This window comes from Mesorhizobium sp. ArgA1, from assembly GCF_053714375.1.
Map to the genome: position 1 here is coordinate 1 of NZ_JBSKBQ010000016.1, position 23,541 is coordinate 23,541.

General features: G+C 61.4%; 19 protein-coding genes, 1 tRNA gene and 1 pseudogene. 11 read left to right on the forward strand and 10 right to left on the reverse strand.

Translation table 11 applies throughout. The annotated features are described in order from the left end of the window. The 9 genes and pseudogenes from ACWGTI_RS25825 to ACWGTI_RS25865 all read left to right on the forward strand — a co-directional run. On the forward strand, positions 1-76 hold a 76-nt coding region (locus ACWGTI_RS25825), incomplete at its 5' end, for an EF-Tu C-terminal domain-related protein (protein WP_454589835.1). Positions 77-234: 158 nt separating this feature from the next. Continuing rightward, a complete protein-coding gene (locus tag ACWGTI_RS25830) occupies positions 235-1,908 on the forward strand; it encodes a hypothetical protein (RefSeq protein WP_454589741.1) in 1,674 nt (557 codons plus the stop codon). A gap of 101 nt (positions 1,909-2,009) precedes the next feature. After that, positions 2,010-2,487: pseudogene (locus ACWGTI_RS25835) on the forward strand (group II truncated hemoglobin). Between the two features lie 160 nt (positions 2,488-2,647). Further along, positions 2,648-2,723, forward strand: a tRNA-Trp gene (locus tag ACWGTI_RS25840). A gap of 110 nt (positions 2,724-2,833) precedes the next feature. After that, the gene (locus tag ACWGTI_RS25845; RefSeq protein ID WP_454589742.1) at positions 2,834-4,048 is read left to right on the forward strand and encodes a tyrosine-type recombinase/integrase; all 1,215 of its coding nucleotides are present in this window, start codon (positions 2,834-2,836) and stop codon (positions 4,046-4,048) included. Between the two features lie 216 nt (positions 4,049-4,264). After that, the gene (locus tag ACWGTI_RS25850; RefSeq protein ID WP_454589743.1) at positions 4,265-5,323 is read left to right on the forward strand and encodes a MobA/MobL family protein; all 1,059 of its coding nucleotides are present in this window, start codon (positions 4,265-4,267) and stop codon (positions 5,321-5,323) included. 79 nt (positions 5,324-5,402) lie between these two features. Then, entirely contained in the window at positions 5,403-5,876 is a 474-nt protein-coding gene (locus ACWGTI_RS25855) for a hypothetical protein (RefSeq protein WP_454589744.1), read from the forward strand. A 173-nt stretch (positions 5,877-6,049) separates the two neighbouring features. Then, entirely contained in the window at positions 6,050-6,289 is a 240-nt protein-coding gene (locus ACWGTI_RS25860) for a hypothetical protein (RefSeq protein WP_245514647.1), read from the forward strand. Between the two features lie 17 nt (positions 6,290-6,306). Continuing rightward, positions 6,307-6,744 carry a hypothetical protein gene (locus ACWGTI_RS25865; protein ID WP_454589745.1) on the forward strand — a complete coding sequence of 146 codons (438 nt, stop codon included), beginning with the start codon at positions 6,307-6,309 and terminating at the stop codon, positions 6,742-6,744. A gap of 50 nt (positions 6,745-6,794) precedes the next feature. Here the strand turns inward: ACWGTI_RS25865 and ACWGTI_RS25870 are convergent, their stop codons facing one another. The 4 genes from ACWGTI_RS25870 to ACWGTI_RS25885 form a co-directional block, all read right to left on the reverse strand. Next, a complete protein-coding gene (locus ACWGTI_RS25870; RefSeq protein ID WP_454589746.1) occupies positions 6,795-9,254 on the reverse strand; it encodes a M48 family metalloprotease in 2,460 nt (819 codons plus the stop codon). After that, positions 9,251-10,969: a type IV secretory system conjugative DNA transfer family protein gene (locus ACWGTI_RS25875; protein ID WP_454589747.1), complete on the reverse strand. Its 1,719-nt coding sequence runs from the start codon at positions 10,967-10,969 to the stop codon at positions 9,251-9,253. Before ACWGTI_RS25875 ends, ACWGTI_RS25870 begins: the two co-directional genes overlap by 4 nt. Before the next feature lie 267 nt (positions 10,970-11,236). Next, positions 11,237-11,539 carry a hypothetical protein gene (locus tag ACWGTI_RS25880; RefSeq protein WP_454589748.1) on the reverse strand — a complete coding sequence of 101 codons (303 nt, stop codon included), beginning with the start codon at positions 11,537-11,539 and terminating at the stop codon, positions 11,237-11,239. Beyond that, entirely contained in the window at positions 11,539-12,411 is an 873-nt protein-coding gene (locus tag ACWGTI_RS25885; RefSeq protein WP_454589749.1) for a phage integrase N-terminal domain-containing protein, read from the reverse strand. Before ACWGTI_RS25885 ends, ACWGTI_RS25880 begins: the two co-directional genes overlap by 1 nt. An 892-nt stretch (positions 12,412-13,303) precedes the next feature. Between ACWGTI_RS25885 and ACWGTI_RS25890 the strand changes: the two genes are divergently transcribed. Next, the gene (locus tag ACWGTI_RS25890; protein WP_454589750.1) at positions 13,304-13,510 is read left to right on the forward strand and encodes a hypothetical protein; all 207 of its coding nucleotides are present in this window, start codon (positions 13,304-13,306) and stop codon (positions 13,508-13,510) included. Further along, the gene (locus ACWGTI_RS25895; RefSeq protein ID WP_454589751.1) at positions 13,507-14,271 is read left to right on the forward strand and encodes a DNA methyltransferase; all 765 of its coding nucleotides are present in this window, start codon (positions 13,507-13,509) and stop codon (positions 14,269-14,271) included. The genes ACWGTI_RS25890 and ACWGTI_RS25895 overlap by 4 nt, the downstream gene beginning before the upstream one ends. Before the next feature lie 247 nt (positions 14,272-14,518). On the opposite strand, the gene ACWGTI_RS25900 is transcribed toward ACWGTI_RS25895, so the two are convergent. The 6 genes from ACWGTI_RS25900 to metK all read right to left on the reverse strand — a co-directional run bounded on the left by ACWGTI_RS25900 (position 14,519) and on the right by metK (position 23,271). Next, positions 14,519-17,050, reverse strand: coding sequence for a putative bifunctional diguanylate cyclase/phosphodiesterase (locus ACWGTI_RS25900; RefSeq protein ID WP_454589752.1), 2,532 nt, complete (start codon positions 17,048-17,050; stop codon positions 14,519-14,521). A gap of 569 nt (positions 17,051-17,619) precedes the next feature. Beyond that, entirely contained in the window at positions 17,620-18,753 is a 1,134-nt protein-coding gene (locus ACWGTI_RS25905) for a porin (protein WP_454589753.1), read from the reverse strand. A 547-nt stretch (positions 18,754-19,300) separates the two neighbouring features. Next, positions 19,301-19,999 (reverse strand): antitoxin Xre/MbcA/ParS-like domain-containing protein, encoded by a 699-nt coding sequence (locus ACWGTI_RS25910; protein ID WP_454589754.1) that lies wholly within the window; start codon positions 19,997-19,999, stop codon positions 19,301-19,303. A 457-nt stretch (positions 20,000-20,456) separates the two neighbouring features. Beyond that, the gene (locus ACWGTI_RS25915; protein WP_454589755.1) at positions 20,457-20,897 is read right to left on the reverse strand and encodes a MucR family transcriptional regulator; all 441 of its coding nucleotides are present in this window, start codon (positions 20,895-20,897) and stop codon (positions 20,457-20,459) included. 659 nt (positions 20,898-21,556) lie between these two features. Beyond that, a complete protein-coding gene (locus tag ACWGTI_RS25920; protein ID WP_454589756.1) occupies positions 21,557-21,808 on the reverse strand; it encodes a hypothetical protein in 252 nt (83 codons plus the stop codon). 161 nt (positions 21,809-21,969) lie between these two features. Then, positions 21,970-23,271, reverse strand: a complete 1,302-nt coding sequence (metK, locus tag ACWGTI_RS25925; protein WP_454589757.1) for a methionine adenosyltransferase — start codon at positions 23,269-23,271, stop codon at positions 21,970-21,972. Positions 23,272-23,541: the final 270 nt, after the last annotated feature.

The window sequence follows — 23,541 nt, forward strand, 5'->3', positions numbered from 1 at the left end:
AGAGAAGCTGCGCTTCGCCATCCGTGAAGGCGGCCGCACCGTCGGTGCCGGCATCGTCGTCACCATCAAAGAATAATCGAGCCCGGCATCCGCCGGATCGACAAGGAAAGGGCGGCCCTTGGGCCGCCCTTTTTCGTTGGCTCGCCGCAGGATGTGCCTGCTTTGGTGTCCCAATCTCTGTTGCAAGTCTCTGTGCCTATACTACTATAGATTGCCATTGAAGGGCTTGGTCGTATGGTTCCACGGCACCGTTTTCAGGTTTGGGCGTGCCGGGCACTGGGGCTGATCTGCCTGGTGTTGCTGCTTGCCATGGACAGTGCCGCCTTTGCGGGCCAGACAAATGCGGGCCAGACAAAAAATTCCGAGCCTGACCCGGATTCGCCGATGCGCTTCGTCGTCGTGCGCAGCAACGCGCCGCGTTGCGAGCCGACCTGTCCGGAATGGATATCGGCCGAGGGGGCGATAACGGCCAAGTCGCCGGCGTTGCTCAAGGCCGCCCTGAAAACACTTGGCCGCCGCAAATTGCCGATCGTCGTCAACTCTCCCGGCGGCGATGTCGATGCGGCCATCGCCATGGGCCGCATGATACGCAAGAACAAGCTCGACATCGCAGTCGGCCGGACGTGGTTTGTCGGTTGCGAGCCGGGGACGAAGAACTGCAAGGAGAACGACGCCAGAGGCTCGCACTATATCGGCAACCCCTATGTGCTCGGCAGCTATTGCGCCTCCGCTTGCCCGATGATGCTGGCCGGCGGCACCAGTCGCCTGGTCGGGCCGCTGGCCTTTCTCGGCGTCCATCAGATCACGACGACGGTCGTGCAAATGAACGTGCAATATGAAGTTCGCTATCGCATCGTGAAAGGCAAGAAGCAGGTCGTCAGCAAGAAGGTCGTCAGCCGCAAGAACGCCGGCAGCTACAAGACCTACGAGATGAGCAAGAAGGTGGAGCGCAAGCTGGCCACCTATTTCAAGGAGATGGGTGTCGACCTCAGCGTGCTCGAAACGATGAAGAGCACGCCGGCCAGCGACATCCAGCAGATCGACCTCAGCGACATGCTGGCAATGAAGCTGGTCACCAGCGTCGACGCCGTGGATTTGCTGACCAGCGCAAGCCTGTGCACGCTGGACCTTCCGGCCCCGAATTGCCGGGAAATACCGGCGAACAAGCCAGCCGGCGGCCTGCCGGCCGTGGCCAAGGCGGCGCCGCTGCCGGTGAAGCCGGAAAACGCGCAGCACGATGACGGCATGCGCTTTGTCGTTGTTCGCGGCAGCAATCCGCTCTGCAACCCCGATTGCCCGGAGTGGATTGCGGCGCAAGGCGCGATTACGCCTCAGACGCCGCAGAAGCTCAGCCAATTGCTTGCCACACTTGGCAACCGGCGGCTGCCGGTGGTGATCAGCTCGCGAGGCGGTGACCTATCCGGCGCCCTGGCGGCCGGCCGGATCATCCATGAAAAGAAGCTCGACGTTGCCGTTGCCCGGACCGATTTCGTCGGCTGCGACCCGGCAGAGTGGAACTGCCTGGCCAAGGACGGCGCCTATGCCGGACTGAGCGTCGACGGGGAAGGCGACTGCGATTCGGCCTGCGCGCTCATGCTGGCGGGTGGCGCCAGACGGCTTGTCGGTCCCCAGGCGCGGCTCAGCCTTTATCTGATGGGGCAGAAACAGGCGGTCAAGGCCTATCTCGACGAGATGGCCATAAGTCCGGCTCTGTTCAAGGCGCTTCAGGGCAGTTCGGCAGAGCGTCAGCTCGAACCTGACATGATGCTGAAGGTCGGCCTGACGACCGGGCGTCAGTCGGTGGATGCGCTGACGGGTTCCAGCATCTGCAAGTCAGAGCCGAAACCTGAGAACTGCCGCGTGGTAGCTTCGTCAAGCGCGCAGGCCGAAGCGCCCGCCAAATTGTAGGCGCCTCGGTTTCGGGAACTCGCCATCGAGGCAGGTTGAGTGAGGCGCGATTTTTCCGCTATCGTCGCTGCCGGCGCTGGGGGGCTGGCGGAGGACCGAGAATGAGCCAGGATATCCCGACGCTTTACGAATGGGCCGGCGGCATCGAGGCGCTCGCCCGGCTGACGGAGGCTTTTTACGACAAGGTGAGATCCGGTGGTCGGACCGGTGTTCAAGCACATGTCGCCGGACCCTCCCGCGCATGTCGCGGCCTTTATCGGTGAGGTTTTCGGTGGACCTAAGACCTATAGTGAAAAACGTGGCGGCCATCGCGAGATGGTCATGCATCACCTCGGCAAGCATCTGAGCGAAGAACAGCGCCGCCGCTGGATCAGCCTGCTTGCCGATGCCGCCGACGCGGTCCGGCTGCCCGACGATCCTGAATTCCGTTCCGCCTTCATGGGTTATGTCGAGTGGGGATCGCGGCTGGCCAAGATGAACTCCACCCTCGGAGAAACCTGCGACCCACAGACCGAACCGATGCCGGCCTGGGGCTGGGGCGTACCTGGCAGGCCGTACAAGCCGCCAGCCGGGGATTGAGCGCCGGCAAGCCACTTCGGGCAGGCGGAAAATCACGATGGGAAGGCAGGGGCTGGCCGTCACCTATCCGGATTTCCGGCGAAGGACATGAAAGCGCGTCAGACCACTCTTTACAGCGCGCCCGGAAGCTTTTAGGAAGCGCCTGCGCCGAAACGCGCGTACGGGCATAGCTCAGTTGGTAGAGCGGCGGTCTCCAAAACCGCAGGTCGTAGGTTCGAGCCCTGCTGCCCGTGCCATTTTCCAAGGAAAATCAAGCACTTATAAATCGCCTTGCTAGGCGAGGATGCCGAAAGTAGCCTTACACATCTCTTGCACAAACTTGCACGCACGCAGGGAGTGTCTGGCGGTGGCGGAAAAACACACGATTCTGGAAGGCAAGGTTCACGTCTATCGGCGCAATGACAGCCCGATTTGGCATTGTTCGACGTATCTCAAAGGCAAAAACTGGCGGGTTAGCACGAAGGAGGAAAGCCTATCGAAGGCCAAGGATTGGGCCGAGGATTGGTATTTCGGCCTCAAGGATAAGGGCCGGCGCGGCGAGTTGGTGTCAGAGAAGACGTTCAAGGACGCTGCCGACCAGTTCATCAGCGAGTACGAAGTGCTGACCGAGGGGGAGAGGAACGCCCGCTGGGTCAAGGACCACTATCGTCGCGTTCGCACCTATCTGGTGCCGTTCTTCGGCAGGATGGGCCTTTCAACCATCAATGCCGGCACAGTGCAGGAGTATCGCATCTCCCGGATGACGCCTGAGGAGGGCAAGAAGCTACCCTCACGCAGCACCCTTCACCACGAAACCGTGACCTTGCGGCTGGTGCTGAAAACCGCTGTCCGCCATCGGTGGGTGTCGCATCTGCCGGACATCTCCCAACCCTATAAGAAGTCTGCGAAGGTCGTTCACCGCGCCTGGTTTACGCCAGATGAGTACAAACAGCTGTACCAAGCGACGCGGGGCCACGCTCAGGATGCGCGTGCCGTCAGCCACAAAGCCCAGAAGGGCGAGCAGGCCCATCGGGTATGGCTGGCCGAACAGCTCCACGACAAGATCCTGTTCCTCGCCAATACGGGCCTGCGGCCAGACGAAGCCAACTGGCTTGAGTACCGGGACGTTGAGGTGGTCAAGGACGTGGCGACGGGGCAGAAGATCCTGGAAATCCAGGTGCGCGGCAAACGTGGGGTAGGGTACTGCAAAAGCACCTCAGGCGCCGTGTTCCCATTCCAGAGGATGGTGGCACGGAACAAGCCGAAGCCGACCGACAAGCTATTCCCGGTCGACCACAAGAAGCAGTTCAATGGCATTCTCGACAAGATCGGGCTGAAGATGGACCGCGAGGGCAATCGGCGCACGCTGTACTCGTTGCGCCACAGCTACATCAGCTTTCGGCTGCTTGAGGGCGCCGACATCTACCAGATCGCCAAAAACTGCCGGACGAGCGTCGAGATGATCGAGAAGCACTATGCCGTGCACCTCAAGAACCGCCTTGATGCGGCGGCCATCAACGTGCGCAAGGCCAAGCCCGCTAAAAAGGCAAAGGCTGAGACGCCCGACTTGTTTGACCAATGAAAGGCAGAGCGGGTCCTGAGCGGCGCTTGAATGGCGGACGGGAGTTTGCTGCAATGCGTACAGCGCACCTACGCATCGCCCCAACGTGTACGCATTGAGCAAAAGGGGGGCGATGCATGCTCGGTTTTCTGACCGGCTGCGGAGCGCAGACCGGAGAAAACCGGCAGGTGCGCTGGGGGACACCCCCCGTCCCCCGTCCGTGCCGTGGAGAGGTTCGTGGCCATCTTTCACCTGAACGTTAAGAACATCAGCCGGAGCGAGGGGCGTTCCATTGTGGCGGCAGCCGCGTATCGGGCAGGTGAGGTGCTTCCCAACGAGGCTGAGGAACGCCTCTCGGATTTCGGTGGCCGCCGCGACGTGGTGGCGACCGAGATCCGCTTGCCTGAAAGGGCGCCGAGGTGGATGGGGGAACGGGCCGCTCTCTGGAACGCCGTGGAGGCCGCGGAGAAGCGTAAGGACGCACGATTGGCCAAGGAGGTGGAGTTTGCGCTTCCTCTCGAATTGCCACGCTCCGCGTGGCTGGCTGTGGCCCGGACGATGGCTGACGCCTATACGGCGCAGGGCTTTGTAGTTGACTTGGCCATCCATGACGACGGAACGCGCCATAACCCCCACGTGCATTTGCTCATGAGCACACGCGTGGTAGGAGAAGACGGGTTCGGGCTGAAGATCCGCAGCGCGGACGGAAGGCAGTTTGTCACCGAGGCAAGGGCACTGTGGGAGCGGGTTGCGAATGACGCGTTGAGCAAGGCGGGGCTCGCCGTTGCGATTGATGGGCGCAGCTACGCCAAGCGCAGGCTGGGGCAGCATCCTGGTCTTCACCGTGGCCCAAATCGCCAGGAACGGCGCGCCCGCAGGGTTCTCGCCCAACGAGAGAGGGATCAAATGTCACCAAGGGAGCCTGACGAAGACCTACCCGTGCCGGATCCGGATGGTTCGCCGATTCATCCGAGCGAGCTGGAGGCCGCTGAGGACCGAATGCTGGACGATATGCATCGTCCCGCCTTCGGGGATGCGGCACACGTCGGAGGCGGCCAGGAGGCCGCCCAGACGGCCGTAGACCGGCAGAATGCCCTTCAGATGACCGAGGGCGATGCGGCGGCTTACCGCCTTTCGCCGGAGAACATGCTGGACTGGCTCAACGACCATTCCTCAGTCACTGACGTGCAGACCCTGGAACGCTGGGAGAATCACCTGGACTGGCTGGACGGTCAGGGTCCCGAAGAGCCTCTCGAGCAAAGGCGTTTGCCCGAGCCGGACCGGGATGAGCGTTAAGGGCTGGCCGTCATTTTCGGCCTGGTCGTGTTCCCGTTACATACGGGTACGGACATAGTTGGTGGACGGAGGGCACGCGATGAACGACGAAACAGAACTCAACCTGCTATATGATCACACCCGCTCCCTGGAGAAGTCCATTGGAGATATCGAGCGTGACATCAAGACCTGGGTCCACCGCGTGGGAGCCCAGCGGGTTATGGGGTTTCTTCAGGACCGCTACAGCAAGCAACGGGAGTTCATCTACGAACTGGGCGCCGTCGAAGCGAGAATAGAGGCAATGGAGCAGCTGGTTCCCGAGCTTGAAAGCCGTCATTCCGTCCGTCAGGATGACGACCGGCGTACCGAGGGTAAGAGCCACCTCCAATGGCTTGAGAGGATCCAGCCGGTGCAATTCGAACCTGACCAGGACCATCTGGACTGGTTCAAGGAACAGTTGGCGCAGAACCCGACAACGCCTGAAGAGCCTGAAGTCGGCGAGCAGCCGAGGCAGCGCGAGCCTTCGCCTGACGATTTGCTGGCCTGGCTGCCGGGCCGTGGGCGCTTTCTGTGAGTTTTCAGACACTTCCGATGCCTATAAACTCAGCAGGTCTCTGCTCTTGGACCCACGGACCACTTGCGGGATTCACAATGCCGCCCCATCATCTATCTATGGCCAGGTTACATCAAGGATCTGTATTCGGAATCCGTGAGCTCACGGCCGAACAGCGCGAGAAGACCCGAAAAGTGCTGGAATGGCTGGAAACGGACCTTGTCCGGCGACGAAAGCGCCTAGCCTATTGGGCGATGCGTAAGCACCAGGCCGAGACAATTCCGGGGATTGACGAGGATTTACGCGAAGGTGCGTTCTATTTCCACGCCCGCGCTCAACAGCTCGTCGATTCCGGGGAGAGGCTGCGCGCCCATCTCATCACCGAACTGCAAGAGCAGCCTGAGCATCTTCCCGCCTACCACTACGAGCACTAACCCCTTCGGAGGTCAACGTGAGTCAAGAGGACGAGTTAGCGCGACTTCGCGAGCATGCGCTTTCACTGGAACAATCCATCGAGAACATCGACCACGAAATCGACGCCACCGTCGGCCACGAAGGCTCAGCCCGGCTTATCGCCTACCTGCGGGAGCGTCATAACGTCCAACTCGGCCACATGTATGACCTTGGCAAGGTCGAGCGGCAAATCCAGGATCTGGAAAACCTGCTCCGCGAGCAATGGGAGCAACCCCAGGAGCAGCGCCTTGCGGAGAAGTGGCAGGAGAGCCATCCTGCGCCCCAAGAGGACCACCTCGACTGGTTCAAACAGTCGCTGGCCGAAAACCCGCCGCAGATGGATGAACTTGACCAGGCTGAGCAGCGGATGGTCCAGGACATGGAGCGTGAGCCTACGCGTGATGACCATCTGGACTGGTTCTCAAGTCGGGGTTAGCGGACACAGTCTGTGTGACCGCCCCGTTGCAGAGCCCCAGCAGTTCTGCCTCATTCCACACAGACCTGCCGCGTCACCTCACACGGCCGGTGATTGCGTTGGAAGCATTCTGACAACGCCATCTCCTCGGCGTCCCGGATCGTCGGCTCCAACTGAAGGGCGTAGTGTGATTTTCTCGTCACCGGAATGACTCGCGCCACCGCCGCGCAAGTGTTGCGGAAAACTTGCTTCACTGCGCATTGACTCCCGCCGCTGTACTGGCTGCAATCGGCCATGGCCGCGTCAACCGCCGCTTGCTCGGTCGCGAAACTGCGATCGGTCAGAATGAGGGTACCGTTGGCGGCAGCGGCGAACGCGCCGTAGCGGCCTTGCGGCGCAGACGGCGCCGGACGGACAACCGGCATGACCGGCTGTTCTTCACCGGTGTTCAGTCCATACGTGAGACTGGCAATCCGATCCTGGAAGGTCTGAATTTGCTTGTCGAGGTCGACGCGGGCCATGTCCCGGTCGGCGATTTGCCCCTTAAGCTCAAGGTTCATCTGCCGCAGTTCGTCATTGCGCCGGACCATCTCGTCGCGATCGGCCGTCATCGAAGTCAACTGCTGCGTCAACGAGGCGATCTGGCGTTGCAGGTCGGCTTGGTTCGCAGCCTGCGTTTCAGTTCCCGGGTCGTTCTGCTTGGCGAGCCGCGCGGTGAGCGCGGAGCGGTCGGTGTTCGCCGTGTCAAGCTTGAGGAGCAGGTCCTGAACCTGCCGACGGGCCAGGTCCCGCTCAGCGAGCGCGCCAGAGAGGCCAGAATTGCTGGCGGATGTCTGCTGGGCGAGGGCACTGCGGTCGGCGGCAAGACGTGCCTCCGCCGCCTTCACCGCCTGCTCCCTCGCGTCAAGCTGTTGGGTGCGCGCCATGTCCTGGGTGTCGCTCGACCACCCTGCCTTCGTTTCGGACACCCAATTCCACGACGACGTGATGGCGAGGGCCGCTGACGCCTTAGCGTCATTGAACCGGCGCTCGAGGCCATAGAAGCTGAAGATTGCCGGCGCCACCACGACCAAAAGCGCCATGACCGCGGCGGTCGCGACGAGCCGCTGTGGATTGACCTTCCCGCGCACGAACGCGACACCGCGTCGCGTGCCGCGTCCAAGTGTGTAGGCGAACGCGCTATGCTGCGCGCGCGTGGCGATCTGGAACCCGTCCTTGGCCGTCGCACCGGCGAGGCCGAGGCCCGGCATCTTTTCGGCCGTTCCAGCGGAACCGGGCACAACCGCCGTGGCGGCCTCCTGGGAGGCCGCGTGGACGTCCAGTGCCCGCAGCCGCGCCTTGAGAGGGGGGTGGGTGGCGAAGAGGTTGCCGAAGGCCGCGCCGCGGAACATCAGGTAGCCGTAGTGGCGCTCCTCGGCGGTGGGCTTATCGGCGACACTGTGAACGCGCTTGAGCGCGCGCGCCATGGCGTCGGGCGACGTCAGATGGGCGCCAACCGCGTCGGCGTGAAACTCGCGATTGCGCGAAATGCCCTTGGCGACAAGCTCGGAGGCCACGAAAACGGTTGAGCGGACGATTTGGCCGCTTCCTTTAGCGAGGCGAATGTTGCGATGGGCGTCCGAGCGGCGCTTCGAGCCGGCAGCGGCCGCAATCACGCCAATCACGGTCAGGATGTTCACGACCGTCACCAGCATGCGCTGAAAGCCTTCGGCGAACTGCATCCTCGCCACGTCGTTGTGCAGGATGTGGCCGAGTTCGTGGCCGATGATGGCGTCCAGCTCGTCCTGCTCATAGGCAAACAGGGGTTTGCCGATGACGACCATGGACGATTTCTGGTTCGCGCCCATGGCGAAGGCATTCATGACATTTGTCACGCCGACCGCCGGCCTCGGCAGGCCGAGCCTGTCGGCCAAGCCATGGACCCGCTCGGTCAGCCAGTGGCTTCCATCGACGGTCACCACGCCGAAACTGGTGGTGACGTCGCCGGCCGCGCGCGCAATGTAGCGCCCACCAAACATTAGCCCCAGCACGGACAACACCAAGCCGATCAGCATCGCCCGGTCGGCGTAGTAGGTCATCATGAATCCGTCGAAGGGTGCCCACTGACCGAAGGACAGCATCAGAACAAGCCAGGTCACGGCGCAACAGGAGAGCATGACAATGGCGCAAAGCAGCAGCGCCGTCGGCCACCAAGACTGATTGCGCGGGGTCAGGTGCTGTTCGGATACCGGTGCCGCAGCCGAAAAGCCTAAGAACGCCGCCGCGTCGGGGGCGAACCGCAACAGCAATAATCGGGCGAGCCGCAGGCCCGCGCGGAATTCATAGAGCAGCAGCGCAATGTCAACCGCCAGCACAGTCCTGGTGAACGCGTGCTGGGGCCATGGAGCCAAAGCCCAAGCGAATGACAGGGATCCCGGCGGATAAGCGTTGATCGCGAGCCAGACGGCGCGTAAGGCCGCCACTAGGACCAATGATTTGATGAGCGGCTGAAGCTGGGTCTCGCGCCCGAAGATCTTGCTTGCGAGCGTCATGGAGATCCCCGTTCAGCCATACCGATGCGCGATTTGCAGGTCTCACTTTCCGTGTAAGACACAAGCCTTGTCTTGAAAGGCCGGGCGCCACGCGCATAGTTGACCGCCCAGCGCCAGCCGTTGCGCTGCCAGCCGGAGAGCAACTCCATGATCTCGTCTGGGGTCATCAGCGGCCGCCCCAGGAACTGAACGGTCTCGTTTCCGGACGTTCCCGTGTTGACGGACGCATCCTCGTACCATCCTCCCAAGTGGGAGGACCCATTATGGCCGCTGGACGAGTTGAGATACGCGAGCGTCTCGTGGCCGAGGTATTTGCCGATGAGCTCGCCCGTTATCGGGTCGTCGACGCCGAAAAACTGCTTGACCGAGCAGTTCAGGAACGGCTGCCAGCTATTGCCGGGGTATTGTTCCTGCAGCGACATAACGTCCTGCAGGAAAAACCACAGGCGCACACCCGTGCTGGCATGGGTGCGGATCGCCGCGCGGAATTCCGGGAAAGGCCCGAGGTTGAGAAATTCGTCGAGAACGAAAAGGACGGGGATGTCCGGCAGGCGGCGATTGCTCTCCATCGCGTCGAGCGCGCCCTTGAGGAGAATCCGCAGCCATGGCGCATAGGGTTCCATTTTCCCGAAAGGGATGTCGATGTAGACCGTAATCGGGCGGTCCTTGAGGTCCTCAAACGAGAAGTCGGATGCGCTCAGGCTGTGCTGGATATCGCTGTCGCGCCAAAGGGCGAGCTTGCTTTCCAGCGTCGCTTCCAGCGTTTGAAGACCGCGATCCTGCGTTTTTTCGAGCACCGCCTTGCCGGCATCCGCCGTGGGCGGGAACTCCGTGAACTTTTTAGCAACGTCGAGCAGGTCACGCCCTTTTCGGGAGGCCAGTTGGCAGACCGTCGCGAGTGTGCGCCGATGGGCTGGCGCGTTCCCATTGACGTACATCATCGTGGCGGTGAGGAATCCGGCAGCATCCTCTTGGAAGAACGACGACGCCCGAGGGTCGCGGGGAAACATCTGTTCCGCGAGCGAACGAGCGTCCGATTGGCTCCGCACCAGCGCCAAGGGGTTGTAGCGATGTCGCATCCAGCCTGACGCCCGATCGAACGGGGCGATACGGTAGATTTCGTGTCCAATGGACTTGCGCCATTGCGAGGTCTTCTCGAAATGCTCGCCCTTGGGGTCGAGCACCACACAGCTTCCCCGATACCGCAACAGGTTCGGAACGATGGACGTCACCGCCTTGCCAGAACGGGTGGGAGCTATGGTCAGCAGATGACCATCGTCGTCCCAATGGACAAATTGCGCCTCCGGGCTGCCCTCATTGTCCGAATATGCTCCGAGCAGGATGGATGAGGGGTTGTCGAAGGCCGAGCGGCCGGCAAGGTACAATTTGCCGTTCGGAATTGTCCTCAGCTCCTGGGGGGTCGCCCAGCGACCAGACCCGTACAGCGGAGGCGGGTTGGCGAGTTGCCTCTCGCGCTCCTCGCGGGCCTCGAGGTCGCGCTTGGCGCGCTCGATGATTGGGCCGGGATCGCGGCCGGAGCGGATAGCGGCTTCGACCTGGTCGGCCACTTCGGGCCCGTAGAGCTGTTCGACCTGTTTTCGGGCACTTTTGGCCCGCATATGGCGGCCGATTTTGAGGCCGTATTGGCTCCACTTGACTCCGTTCGAAAAATTTTTGGACAAATCCCCCAAGGGATCGAACTTAAAGTCGCCCATAGCCACACCCCAGCCCCACCGAAGAGAGTAACAACAGCCAAGCCGAATACAATGGCAACCCGGAAAATTCGTTAAGCTAACCTTGAATGGGAAGCATCTGCTTACGCATTATTAGCCAGGCCTAAAGGGCCACTTGCGCCGGACCAGCAGAACTGCTGGCCCCAACACCTCCGGAAGCGGAGGCAAAAAACAGAAAAAGGGATGAACATCCCCTTCTCTGCTGCCAAGGGCGAACGCCCTGCTTTCTTTTGTTTGCTTCTGACCAAACTACCAGGAAATCTCAAGCTCCGGATATTCCGCCAGGATCGACGGGCGATACGCATCCTGTTCGAGACGTGTCGGACGCCAGACGTATTCGAACTGCTCGGAATCGAGCCATTTCTCAAGCGCCTTGGCGGCCTCCGTGTCGGAAAGGTCGAACGGGAACTCCTGAAGGACGCGGTAGCGCCGATGGCCTTGCATGGCCGCCTCATCGATGGCAGCGGCGATCGTCGCGAGCTTGAAAAGCCCCTCGGCGTACTTCGTCCTCTTGTTGGCGGCCATGAGGAAATTGCCTTCCGCGCGTTTCATCAGAAGGCACTCCCGAGATAGGTGTCGGTGATTTTCAGGCGGCTGTGGCCAAGTTCAGCGGAAATCCTGTGGCGCGCGGCGCGGTCGGCCGCGCGTTCCGTGCCGGTCATGTCGGCCCAGCGCTTGCCCCCTGCCAGCGGACAGGGTTGGCTTGCCAGCACCGCGTAGCGTTGCTGGGCATAGGCGTGGCGGAAACCGTGCGTGTTGCGTAGCCCGGCCTTCAGTGTCTGGTACTCGAACCGCTTGAGGTGTTCGACGTAGCTCATCTGGGCCGGGATCAAGGAGCCGCTCCCGGGGACGAGGCGCAGGACGTGCTCCAGGACCTGACGTTGTTCCAGCGTGGTAACCGGCACGGTCCTTGCCCGCCCCCCTTTCGTCCAACTCGCCTGCAAGGCGATATGGTCGGCTCGGGCGGCCGCATGCGGCTGGAACTTCATGGCTTCCTCGCGCCGCAGGCCGAACGCGACCTGCAGCATGACGGAGGCCTTGATGTTGGGGCATTCGATGGATGCGAGCTTGGCATGGTCGAGTAGTTGCGCACGGTTACGCGTGATTTCGCCACGCTCGGCAACGCCATACGCCGCGTTGTCGCGGTTGACGACATTGAGCTTGTTGACCTTCTCGGCCCACCATCGCAGCCAGGTGAGGCGGTTGCGGATGCTGGCATCCGACGTATCGGAATCCTGCCACCTTTCGACAAGAGCCTCGACATGCTTGGGCTTGAGCGAACCGGCGGCCGGCAGCTTGTAGCCAAGGTCCGTGAGGTCGTTGGCCATTGCGGACAGGCCGCGCCGGCGGTTGTTTTGAGTGCCGTAAGAGCCGTCCCGGTTGCGTTGGCACAGCCGCACCAGGTCCATGGTTAAATCGTCCATCTTGCTCGCTTTTTATTTTTTTGGCTGAGTGTTGATGGCCGATGCACGTCCGTAGATCGTGGCACCCCGCGAAGATGATTCGCGGCATGGCCGGAATGCGTAGTTTTCTTTACGGTATGAGCCTCCCGAGCCAGCCGGGTGGCTGGCCGATATGGTTTGCCCTGTTGGGCGTCCGGTTACCGAGAGGTTGAAACCGGAGGTGTGGCCGCCGCGGCGGCGCACGGATGTGATGAGCTTGCATTCTGCTCTCCTATGGTTTGGGGAAAATGGTCGGGTGAGATGGATCAGGCAGTTTTTGCCTGCCGGGATATTTGACGGTGTCGCCCGTTAATGGCCAGCACATTGCACCGGAAATGATCACCGAAGCGCAGCGTCATTTGCGCGTCATGTCGTGGCGTTTGCGCGATCTCGGCATCCACCGTGGCTTTGGGGGCGGTCTGTCACTCCCCAATGCATTGGCGAGTGACAGACCGCCGGCCGCCAGCATGGTCGGGCATCCCATGTCCGACCATGTTGGCTCACTCCTCCGCGTGGTCGCCCCTACACCCGGATGACCCGGCAGATGAGCGGTGGCATCTGTTTATGCCGAAGCCAGGCTATCGTGGCCACCTGGAAGCGCGCTTTCACCGGTGAATCGCCGCGCCCTTGATTTGGAGAATGGGTCAGCCGCCTGGCGCCGTTTCTGCGTCTTTCGCTCCTTTGTGCCAGCCACGGGTCACAACGGCCAGCAATGGGTCGTGTGTGCGCCGTCCGCGCCGGCCTGCAAGGCATCCAACCGTCTCCCTGCGGGACCCTCGGTCGGACCCTCCGTTGCAGGCCGGCTCCGTCGTACGGCGCCTTGCGCACCCGACCGGCCGCAATGACGTGGCCGGAGTATCAAAGGAGAAAGACGATGTCAGAAACCACCACCAAACGGCCGACCCACACCGTATTCGTTGTCGAGGGCGAGGGCGATAAGACCACCTGGACCGAAATCGGCGCGCTGTGGAGCCACGATGACCGCAAGGGCTTCAACCTCAACCTGAAGGCCATGCCGCTCAGCGGACGCCTGGTGATCCGCGAACGCCGCGCCAATACTAAGGAAAGCGTGGGGGCATGAGCCCCCACCGCTTTGGCGGCACAGTGAGTGTCGCCGGCCACGCGTTCGCCGTCAGGGCTGCCGTGCCTATCCGACACCGGTTTATTCCAACCCAGCGACTGGGACCCGTCCCGGCAGTCGCTGCCGTCACATGTCCCAGCAATACCGTGCTGCACGGCGACTGCATCGAGGTGATGGCCGGACTTCCGGCCGAATGCGTCGATTTTATCCTGACCGACCCGCCGTACCTGTGCCGCTACCGCGACCGCAGCGGTCGCACGATCGCCAACGACAATGACCCGCGCTGGTTAAAACCCGCCTTCGCCGAAGCCTATCGCGTTCTGCGCCCGGACAGTCTCTGCGTCAGCTTCTACGGCTGGAACGCGGCCGATCAGTTCCTCGACGCGTGGCGCGCAGCGGGATTCCGCATTGTCGGGCATCTGGTTTTCAGCAAGACCTACGCCTCGTCGACGCGATACGTCGCGGCACAGCATGAATGTGCCTACATCCTTGCCAAGGGATACCCACCGATGCCTTCAGAAGCGCTTCCAGACGTTTTGCCGTGGCGCTACACCGGCAACCGGCTTCATCCTACCGAAAAGCCCGTGGAGCCGCTACGAAGGCTCGTGGAGGCCTTCTGTCCCAAGGGCGGCTTGGTTCTGGACCCGTTTTGCGGGTCGGGCTCGGCGCTTGTTGCCGCGCAGGAATGCGACCGGGCTTGGCTCGGCATCGAACTCGATGCTCGCCACGTTACGACGGCACGGGGCCGAGTTCCCTCCTAGCCGGTTAAGAGCGCCCACCTGCCGCTACCACGGCGCGCGACGATGTCCCGGCCCGTCACCATGCCTGATTGGGCCCTGCGTGCCCGCACGCCCCGAGGCCCCGCGCATCAGGGCTCGCCGGAACCGGGGCGAGCTCAACGCCGCCTCGCTGGGGCTCTGACCCAAATCAAACTCCCGCAGAACGGTTCAATCCATTCGACCACTTGCTCTAGGGGCCCGCTGCCGACAATGCAGGTCGGCGGCACAGTTACGCGAGGCGCGATGTCTCTTCGTAATACGTGCCGATGATGGCGGCGACACCCTTGCAGGCAACCGGCGGGCTGAACAGGAAGCCCTGCAACTCGCCGCATTTTTCGGCGCGCAATGCCTCCAGCTGTGCGACCGTTTCCACCCCTTCGGCCGTAGTATCGATGCCGAGGCTGGCGCCGAGGCCGATGACGGCGCGGACGATGGCGAGCGACTCTGGACACCGGCCGATCTCGCGGACGAATGACCGGTCGATCTTGAGGCGGTTGAACGGAAACTGCCTGAGGTAGCTCAGGCTGGAGTAGCCGGTGCCAAAATCGTCGAGTGCAATGCGCACGCCGAGCGACCGAAGCTGCTTGAGGATGGCGAGGTTGGTGCTGCTGGCCGACAGCAGCACCGACTCGGTGATCTCGATCTCCAGTTGGTGCGGCTCCAGCCCGCTGCCGGCCAGGGCCAGTCCGACCGCTCCGACGAGGTCCCCTTTGCGGAACTGCACCGGCGAGACGTTGACGGACAGCACCAGCTCGCGCGGCCAGGTTGCCGCCTCCCGGCATGCCACCGCAAGTACCCAGCGGCCGAGCTCGTCGAGGATGCCGGTTTCCTCGGCGATCGGGATGAAATCCGCGGGCGACACCATGCCGCGGCGCGGATTGTGCCAGCGCAGCAGAGCCTCAAACCCGCGCAGCTTTCCGGTTTGCGTCCGTATGATGGGCTGGTAATGCAACTCGAAGTCGCGGTCGATTTCGGCGCCGCGCAGCTCTATCTCCAGCGCACGCCGCTCGCGCTGGCGCATGTCCATCCCGGCTTCGAACCAGCGGAAGGTACCCTTGTCCGATTGCTTCGCCCGGTACAGGGCGAGATCGGCGCATTTCAGCAGGCTGTCGATGTCGGCGGCGTCGTCCGGGACCAGCGCCGCGCCGACACTCGCACCGATCACTATCTCGGCGTCGTCGACCTTCCGTATAGAGGTGAGATCGCGGATGATGCGCTGGCCGAGTTCCTCGACGTCGGAGCGGCGTTCGACCGCCGGCACCAGGATCGCGAATTCGTCGCCGCCCAGCCTGGCCACCACGTCGGTCTTGCGCACCAGGTGTCTCAGCCGGGCGCTCACCTCTATGAGGAGTGCGTCGCCTGCCGCGTGTCCGAGAGTGTCGTTGATCGTCTTGAAATTGTCGAGGTCGATCAGCACCACGCCGAACCGCCGTCCATTCTGCTCGAGGCTGTCGGCCGCCCGCTCCAGCTCGCGCGTGAAGACTGTTCGATTGGCCACTCCCGTCAGCGGATCATGATGAGCGAGGTAAGTGATATGGGCTTCGGCGCGCTTGCGCTCGGTTATGTCGACGATAGTCGATAGTATTGCCACCTGGTGGTCTGCGAGGGTTTCGCTTGTGTACTCGATCACATCGAGCTCGCGGCCGTCGGCGGTGCGGTGCCGGAGCACTAGCTCGCGACCGTCCCTCTCGCGGTTGGTGGGGCCATCCACGCGGATTTCGGCAAGGGTGCTGTCCAGGAAGTCGCCGCGACTGTAGCCATAGAGGCGCAACGCCGCTTCGTTGACGTTGAGAAAGATGCCGGTCGACTGGCTGCGCACGAACATCGGCACCGGATTATCGTCGAAAAGCGAGCGGAACAGGGTCTCGCGCGCCTTCAGGTCGCGAATGTCGGTCAGTGTGACCGCCAGCACGCCGCCGGCGATGTCGACGCCGACCTGCAGAGCGACCCTCTGCTGTCCCAGCCGATAGGCCAGCTCGAAGCTCGATATGCACCCCCCTGACCCCGCGCGCAGCAGCTCCTGTGGTATCTCGCTTATGCCGACCTTGGTCAGCGCGTCGGAGAGCCGGGTGAACTGGAGACGGTCAATGGTCGATCCGAGGAAGCCCGCCGCGGCCTCGTTGATGCTCAGTATGTAGAAGTCAGACGTTGCGCCATGCCCACAATCGATCGGGCTCAGCCCGATGATGCCTTCCTGCGTGGAGTTGATGAGCAGACTCGCAAGCTCGACCTGGCTGGTGCGCGGGCGAAGGAATAGAACGAAGTATTCGCCCGGCCAGCGGCACGACAACGGCAGCGCGACGATCTCGATCGCGGAAACCTTGCCGTCAAGGACCCAGTGGCAAACTGTGAGCCGCGGCTCGCCTGCTGAGCAGGCCTTATCGATGGCGGAGCTGATCGCCAGATTGAAGGCATATGGCAGGTCCTGGAGGCTGCGCGCGGACTCAGCAAAGCCCACGATCGCGCGGAAGCGCTGGCCGCAGCGCAGCAGGAAAGGTGGCTCGTCCCCCAAACGACGGACGACAGCGATCTCATCCGAGAAGCGGCCGACGCTGCCCAACGCGATCTCCTCATAGGGCGGCAGCGCGCCTGCGCCGCAGGCGGATTGCCAGCGGCGCAGGATGAGCCTCACCTCGTCGAACTCCGTTTGGGCCGCTACGCTCTGCCCTGCAGCGTCGACCGTGCCGCGGCCCGTATGATCCAGCTCGATCATCGAGTGTGCACCCTTCTGCAGGGAAACGTTTCTGAGAGCCGCAATCATGGTCGCATCTCGCCGGTTCTGCTGCGGTCCAATCGGGTCAAAGGCATCTGAGTAGCGCAGCTCCGGTCGGCCGGGCCATCTGGAGTTCTAGGCAAGCCGGTAGATCTGAGGGTCTGCCGCGGTGCGGTCGCGCGCCTTGTCTGATCCCGTCCCCACTCGTCGAACCTATGGCGAGGACCCTTAACGTTCGACTAAATGAAGCGTCATGATCCTGTTACATCGAGTGCCGCGCAGAGGCATTTGGTTCGTCGGCCTGCTTGTCGACATCACGCACTGGGATGCCACGGAGGGCCTGTTCCGAGTGCGCTCACAACCTGAGGGGCCCGCATGTTTGCGAGGCCATGCCTAACCTCCTCTTAGCGCCCGCGCTGGACGACGCCAGCCCAGGCGGGTGCGTCTTGGATCCAGCCCTCTCTTTCATCGCCTCTCTGGTGGGATCGCGTCGATGGTATGGCTACGAAGGGCGCCTTGCTCAAGGGCGCCCTTCGTATCGACCGGCACGCTTCGGTCCAAGGGAGAATGGACCTAACCACCTCGTGGGGAGCCGCCGATGTACGTTTTTGGTATCGTTAGAACGAGCGCTGGAGGCGGAGGATGCCGCCGATGCTGTTTCGCTTGTCGGCACCGGTCCAGTTGGTGACGGTGTCTTCGCCGACATGCAGATAGTCGACTTCGCCCGTGACCTTGAAGCCCTTGACGATTTCGTAAGCAATGTTCGCCGCAACGCCGAAGTTCTTGCCTTCGTCATAGGACAGCTGGGCGTTGAACGAGGTCTTCTCATTGAACTTGTAGGTGCCACCGCCCCAGACAGCCCAGTTGCCGCTCCACTGCTTGTAGAAGCCGCGACCGTGGGCGTCGATAACGTTGTTCGCGTCATCCAGGAGGTTGTCGTCCGTGCCATAGCCGCCCATCACGAACAGCGACAGTTCGCTGGTAGCGTTGACGTCCAAGCGGACCTTACCGGCCACTTCTTCGTAGTTGCTGTCGTAGGCCACGACGCCGGTGATGGCGCCCCAGCCCTGCGTGTACTTCACGCCGCCGACGACATGCGGAACATAGCTGTCGATGGTCCCGACCACGCCGGAGCCTTCTTCGAGCGAAGCCACGGCCGAGAAGCCGTTGCCGGCGTCGAAGTAGTACTGGACGACGTTGGTGTCGAAGCCGCCATAGGGAACCAGCGTATCCTGGATGACGCTGCCGGCGTAGCCGATGAACGTATCGAAGGCGGATTCGTCCTTACCAACGCGCAGACCACCGAGCTGGATCCAGGCGAAGTTCAGCGAGGGGCCCTTGAAGTGGGCGACATTGTCGGCTTCGAAAGCGTTGTCGTTGCCGAAGTTGAAGCGGGTCTCGGTGTAGGTCTTCAAGGTACCGAGTTCGGTTTCCTGGCCGGTCCAGGTCTTCAGGTTGAAGCGGGCGTTCTTTTTCCAGGTGCCCTGGACATCGCCGTCCATCCGGTCAGTGGTTTTCGCACCGTCGAACGAGCCGAGGTCGCCGCCTGCGATATCGTAACGGACATAACCGCCGATGCGCAGGCAGGTCTCGGTGCCCGGGATGTAGAAGTAGCCGGCACCGTAGACGTCGCAGATCTTGACGTATTCGGCGGGTTCGGGCTCGGCGACAGTAACCGCGTCGGCGGCGCGGGCACCGGAAACTGCGACCAGGGCCGCAGCGGAGCCGAGAAGAAGGCTCTTGATGTTCATTTTTCTGATCTCCAGACAAAAGTTAAAACGGGTTTGATATCTTTGCTGAAGGGCAGCGTTGCCACCCCATCCCCAACTGTCGAAAAAGAAGCGCGCACTGCACCGCCTTCTCACGCCCGACATGGACTAACCGGACGAGGCGTTCAACAGAGATTGTGTCAGAAACGGGGCTTTTCGAATCTTGAATAAGTATTGTTGCGTAAATATCACTGTATCTACCTAAAAAATGGCACATATTCAACATTTTGCACGAATGACACGTGGAGTTAGATTTGCACCGCATGAAACTGAACCGATTTAGACGGTTTTATGAAGTAAATCATGCCCAAAGCGTCGTGGCTGGGCACAGGATTTCCAATTGCAGGGTTCGTGGTTCTGTGGTGAGAGGAGATTCGCGCACGTTCGCCGATCCGAGGCCCAGATCGGCCGCCATATCGTCAGAGGCACCCAGTGCTGCACCGATCGTGCCGGCTGCGCACCACTTCTGGGTTCCTGTCGCTGCGTGTACCGGAAGCCGCCGCCGATGGAATGGGTCCGGTGGAAAGGCTCAAGCCGAAGAAAATTTGCGGGCAGCCGACACGACGTCGCACACCATGTCCTGCTTGAGCACCTCGATCGGAATGCGGCCGTCGAGCTCGGGCAAGGGGCGGGTCAGCCAGAACCACGCCAGCCTTGGATTGCCGATTGCCGACAGCACTTCGCTAATCCCCGATGCCGGTCTGCCGTCGACGAACTGGGCGAGCGGGAAGACATGCTTGCGGCCGCCCTTGCGCAGGGCGACAACCTCATTGCGCCTTTGCCAGCGATGCAGCGTCGAGCGCGGTATGCTAAAATTGTCTTCCAGATAGGTCGATCCGGCGACCTCGCCCGCCCAATCCTCAATCAGCACCGATTGCAGATCGTTGGCCGGCTGCAGCGGTGAAGGTGCTGCGGTTGCCGGCATTAGACTTTCATCCGCGCTGCTGGCACTTGCCAAGCCGCCGTGCGCGAAGTCCGCCACTGCGCGGAAGAACTCGGAGGCAAGCGCAGTGCATTCGCCCTTGAAAGAGCCTATCGAGAGCCGCTGTGCTTGTGGAAGGAAGGGAACGGCGGCGGCGACGCTGCCGGCAATAGCGCTGGCTGAAACCAGGGTCTGTGTATCAAGAACGATGCCGTGCTGGATCAGAGCCTGTTGCACGGCTTCCGCCACAAGGCCTGCCAAGGCCTCCTGCGAGATCCCATCCGTCGGATTTTGAAATCTGGTCATGTATCTGTCTTCGGGCCACGCGCCCCCTCCCTAGCTGGCCGATTGTTGAACGGCTACAGCGGGAAGAAATGGCAGCGGCAACAGATACAGCGACCCCACAGGTTGCTGCATTTCGATACCCCCAAACGAACTGTCGAGGCGTCCCGAAATGTCAGTCACGGGACGCCTCGATTTTCGTTTAGGTGCGATGTGTGACAGCCGCGCGACGGAGGCGGCCGAATTAGTCTCATACGAGGAAAAACGAAAGTTTCTACCAAACAACGGCCGCGTTCGCCGCTGTTGTTTGTTTTGACAATATTGTTTTACGTTTCCCTTTGTTCTCCAACGCGAGAGCAAAGAGAAACACCGCCTTCACTTAGATGTTGCCTTTGCTCAGGCGCGACTCCTCGGCAGCGGCGCTGATATGATCACGGCGATCTTTTGGCATGTCGGAAACTCGCCCTAGTCGGGGTAGGCCTCAGGCCTTGGCCTTGCGCTTTGCGGGAGGCTTCTTGGCTGGAGCCGCCTTTCTCCCCAAGCCCAACGATTTTGCTAGCGCTGATCGGGTTGCCGAGTAATTCGGGGCGACCATGGGGTAATCCTTCGCCAATCCCCACTTTGTCCGGTATTCATCGGGAGTCATGCTGTGTCTGACGGCAAGATGTCGCTTGAGCGACTTGTATTTCTGGCCGTCTTCGAGGCTGATGATATAATCCGGGAACACGGATCTCTTGGGATTAACTGCCGGCTTTTGGATAGGCGTTTCCGTTGGGGTAGCCTGACCAATATTGGCCAACGCCGAATTCACGCTCGCGATCAAATCCGGCAATCCAGACGTTGGTACCGGGTTCTTCTGGACATAAGCGGAAACGATATCCGCAGTAAGTTCGATTAGATTATTGCCTGATTCCAGGGACATCTTTGTTCTCCTTAATTCCCCCAGGTTCTCATACCCGCCAAATCGGTGATGTGCAATATGTGCAAATAATGCGGTTCTGGGCACACTGAAGCGACCGGCTTTTGTAGGGTGCCAGCTGTAAATGGCGACCAACTAGACCGCATCTGCCAGCAAGCTCAACAACATGGCTGCTGTTTGTCGTAGAGGCACGTAAATGTGCTCAGGCGGCGCTCTGCTTCTGGTTGCCGTCAGTCGGGAAGTCGCCGCCGAAGGGACGGAGACGAGCGATTTTCCTGGCCACGATGGCTGATCCGATGCGTGTGCTGATTACGAACTGCCACAGGTGAAACCGGACGAATTTACGGTACTGTGGGGTAGGCGGGCAGGAATTGGCATATGCAAGGAACGGAAATTCGATCGCGCCCCGGGAAATCTGTCGTCGCCACAGAGGTTCCCTAGTCAGAATACCCTGACCGACTATGGCCAGAATGCCAGCGAGGAAGGTACGGCGCGAAAGCTTGGGAATCGATCCGGTGGAGGAGCCGAGCCGTGCCCGCAAATCTGTGAAAAGCCACCTCGCGCAAGTGCAGTGGCTCGTGACCACCGGCTACAAGGAACTGTGCTGGGACTGAGAAGCAGTCGACAGCCTTACGGACAGTGCTTGGCGTGTTCCGATCGCGTCACGGTTTCGCCAAGAGCAGCTTCACCTTGGACAATCTTATGCGGGCCAATCGTCGCGCTGAATTCTGGGATGCCTCTCTGCCGCCGTCAACAAGGAAGACCAGCGTCATTAACTCGATCAGGAGATCGTCGATCGCCGTCGAGACCAACTGAGAGCAGCCTTCGAACTGGCGGAGCAAAGTCCGAGCTTCGGCCACGGCGTTGGTGCCTCCGGCATCGATTAAAGACTCGAGCTTGTTGAAGCAATCCAACGCCTGACACCTTCGCCAGTTCAATGGGCTATCGTACGGCAAGATATATCAGCGCCAGCATAACCAAGGCCAGAGTAGAACCGACACACCTCCTGACGAATATTTCCGACAGTTCAGATGCATCTTTGTGTGGCGGCTCTTCATTATTCCGAATTTCCACCTCAACAATTTGCCGTCAGTTCGTCGTGAGGGCTTATCGAGGAGCCCGTAGCCGCCGTTAGGCGATCTGCAAGGTCGGTCTTCTCCCAGGAGAAGGAACCGTCCTGGCCTGCCTTGCGGCCGAAATGGCCGTAGGACGAGGTCTTCGCGTAGATTGGCTTGTTGAGGTCGAGATGACGGCGGATGCCCGACGGCGACAGGTCCATCACCTTGCGCAGCGCCTCCTCGAGCCTGGCTTCGTCGACCTTGCCGGTGCCGTGCAGGTCGACGTAGACCGACAGCGGCTGAGCGACACCGATGGCGTAGGAGAGCTGGATGGTGCAGCGGTCGGCGAGCTTGGCCGCAACCACGTTCTTGGCAAGATAGCGCGCCGCATAGGCGGCCGAACGGTCGACCTTGGTGGTGTCCTTGCCGGAAAAGGCGCCTCCGCCATGGGGGGCTGCGCCGCCATAGGTGTCGACAATGATCTTGCGCCCGGTCAGGCCGGCGTCGCCGTCAGGCCCGCCGATGACGAACTTGCCGGTCGGGTTGATGTACCAATTGCAGTCTTCGGACACCTTGAGATCGCCAAGGGCCTCGCGGATATAGGGCTCTACGACCTTGTGAACCTTTTTGGAATCCCAGCTCGAATCGAGGTGCTGGGTGGAAAGCACGATCTGCGTGACTTCCGCCGCCTTGCCGTCAGCATAGCGCACTGTGACCTGGCTCTTGGCATCCGGGCCGAGCTTGCCGGCCTCGCCGTCGCCCTCATGGCGCGCTGCGGCCAGCAATTCGAGAATCTTATGGCTGTAATAGATCGGCGCCGGCATCAGGTCGGGCGTCTCGCGGCAGGCATAGCCGAACATGATGCCCTGGTCACCCGCACCTTCCTCGCCCTGGCGGTCGGCGGCATTGTCGACGCCCTGACCAATGTCGGGCGACTGGCCGTGCAGCAGCACGTCGATCTTGGCGGTCTTCCAGTGGAAGCCCGCCTGCTCGTAGCCGATTTCACGGATCGCCTTGCGGGCCACCGACTTGAACTTCGCAGGGTTGACGACCGGATGGCCTGCGGCGTCCTTCAGGACGTTGCCCGCCTTATCCTTCTTGAGTAGGGTTTCGGGGACGCGGACTTCGCCGGCGATGACGACGCGGTTGGTGGTGGCAAGCGTCTCGCAGGCAACGCGAACCTTCCACGGATCCATGCCCGTCTTCTCGGCTTCGCGATAGACAAGATCCACGATCTCGTCGGAGATACGGTCACAGACTTTGTCGGGATGGCCCTCAGAAACGGATTCCGAGGTGAAGAGATAATTCTGCAGCGTCACGGGTGTCCCCTCTTGAAAACATCGGCAGGCTGCCGATTTGGCGCGCCACGTGTTAGCGGTGGCGGCCGGCCTCCGTCAAGCATTACTGACGTCGGAACCAGCCAATAGTCTATATTCACATCAGTTTTGTGACGAAGTACGAATGCAAATGCTGCCGTGCCCCAAAGAATACAGAGATCAGTGTATAGTTGAAAAATTTTATCTAACAGACGCGCAAAAATGCGACATCATCGACACAACTATATACCATCTATAACGCTAATCCGAGAC

What these genes read in the sequence shown, in the direction of transcription:
- ACWGTI_RS25830 (WP_454589741.1), top strand. Translation starts at nt 235, where the DNA reads ATGGTTCCACGGCACCGTTTTCAGGTTTGGGCGTGCCGGGCACTGGGG.
- ACWGTI_RS25855 (WP_454589744.1), top strand. Translation starts at nt 5,403, where the DNA reads ATGAACGACGAAACAGAACTCAACCTGCTATATGATCACACCCGCTCC.
- ACWGTI_RS25870 (WP_454589746.1), bottom strand. Translation starts at nt 9,254, where the DNA reads ATGACGCTCGCAAGCAAGATCTTCGGGCGCGAGACCCAGCTTCAGCCG.
- ACWGTI_RS25875 (WP_454589747.1), bottom strand. Translation starts at nt 10,969, where the DNA reads ATGGGCGACTTTAAGTTCGATCCCTTGGGGGATTTGTCCAAAAATTTT.
- ACWGTI_RS25880 (WP_454589748.1), bottom strand. Translation starts at nt 11,539, where the DNA reads ATGAAACGCGCGGAAGGCAATTTCCTCATGGCCGCCAACAAGAGGACG.
- ACWGTI_RS25885 (WP_454589749.1), bottom strand. Translation starts at nt 12,411, where the DNA reads ATGGACGATTTAACCATGGACCTGGTGCGGCTGTGCCAACGCAACCGG.
- ACWGTI_RS25890 (WP_454589750.1), top strand. Translation starts at nt 13,304, where the DNA reads ATGTCAGAAACCACCACCAAACGGCCGACCCACACCGTATTCGTTGTC.
- ACWGTI_RS25895 (WP_454589751.1), top strand. Translation starts at nt 13,507, where the DNA reads ATGAGCCCCCACCGCTTTGGCGGCACAGTGAGTGTCGCCGGCCACGCG.
- ACWGTI_RS25900 (WP_454589752.1), bottom strand. Translation starts at nt 17,050, where the DNA reads ATGATTGCGGCTCTCAGAAACGTTTCCCTGCAGAAGGGTGCACACTCG.
- ACWGTI_RS25905 (WP_454589753.1), bottom strand. Translation starts at nt 18,753, where the DNA reads ATGAACATCAAGAGCCTTCTTCTCGGCTCCGCTGCGGCCCTGGTCGCA.
- ACWGTI_RS25910 (WP_454589754.1), bottom strand. Translation starts at nt 19,999, where the DNA reads ATGACCAGATTTCAAAATCCGACGGATGGGATCTCGCAGGAGGCCTTG.
- ACWGTI_RS25915 (WP_454589755.1), bottom strand. Translation starts at nt 20,897, where the DNA reads ATGTCCCTGGAATCAGGCAATAATCTAATCGAACTTACTGCGGATATC.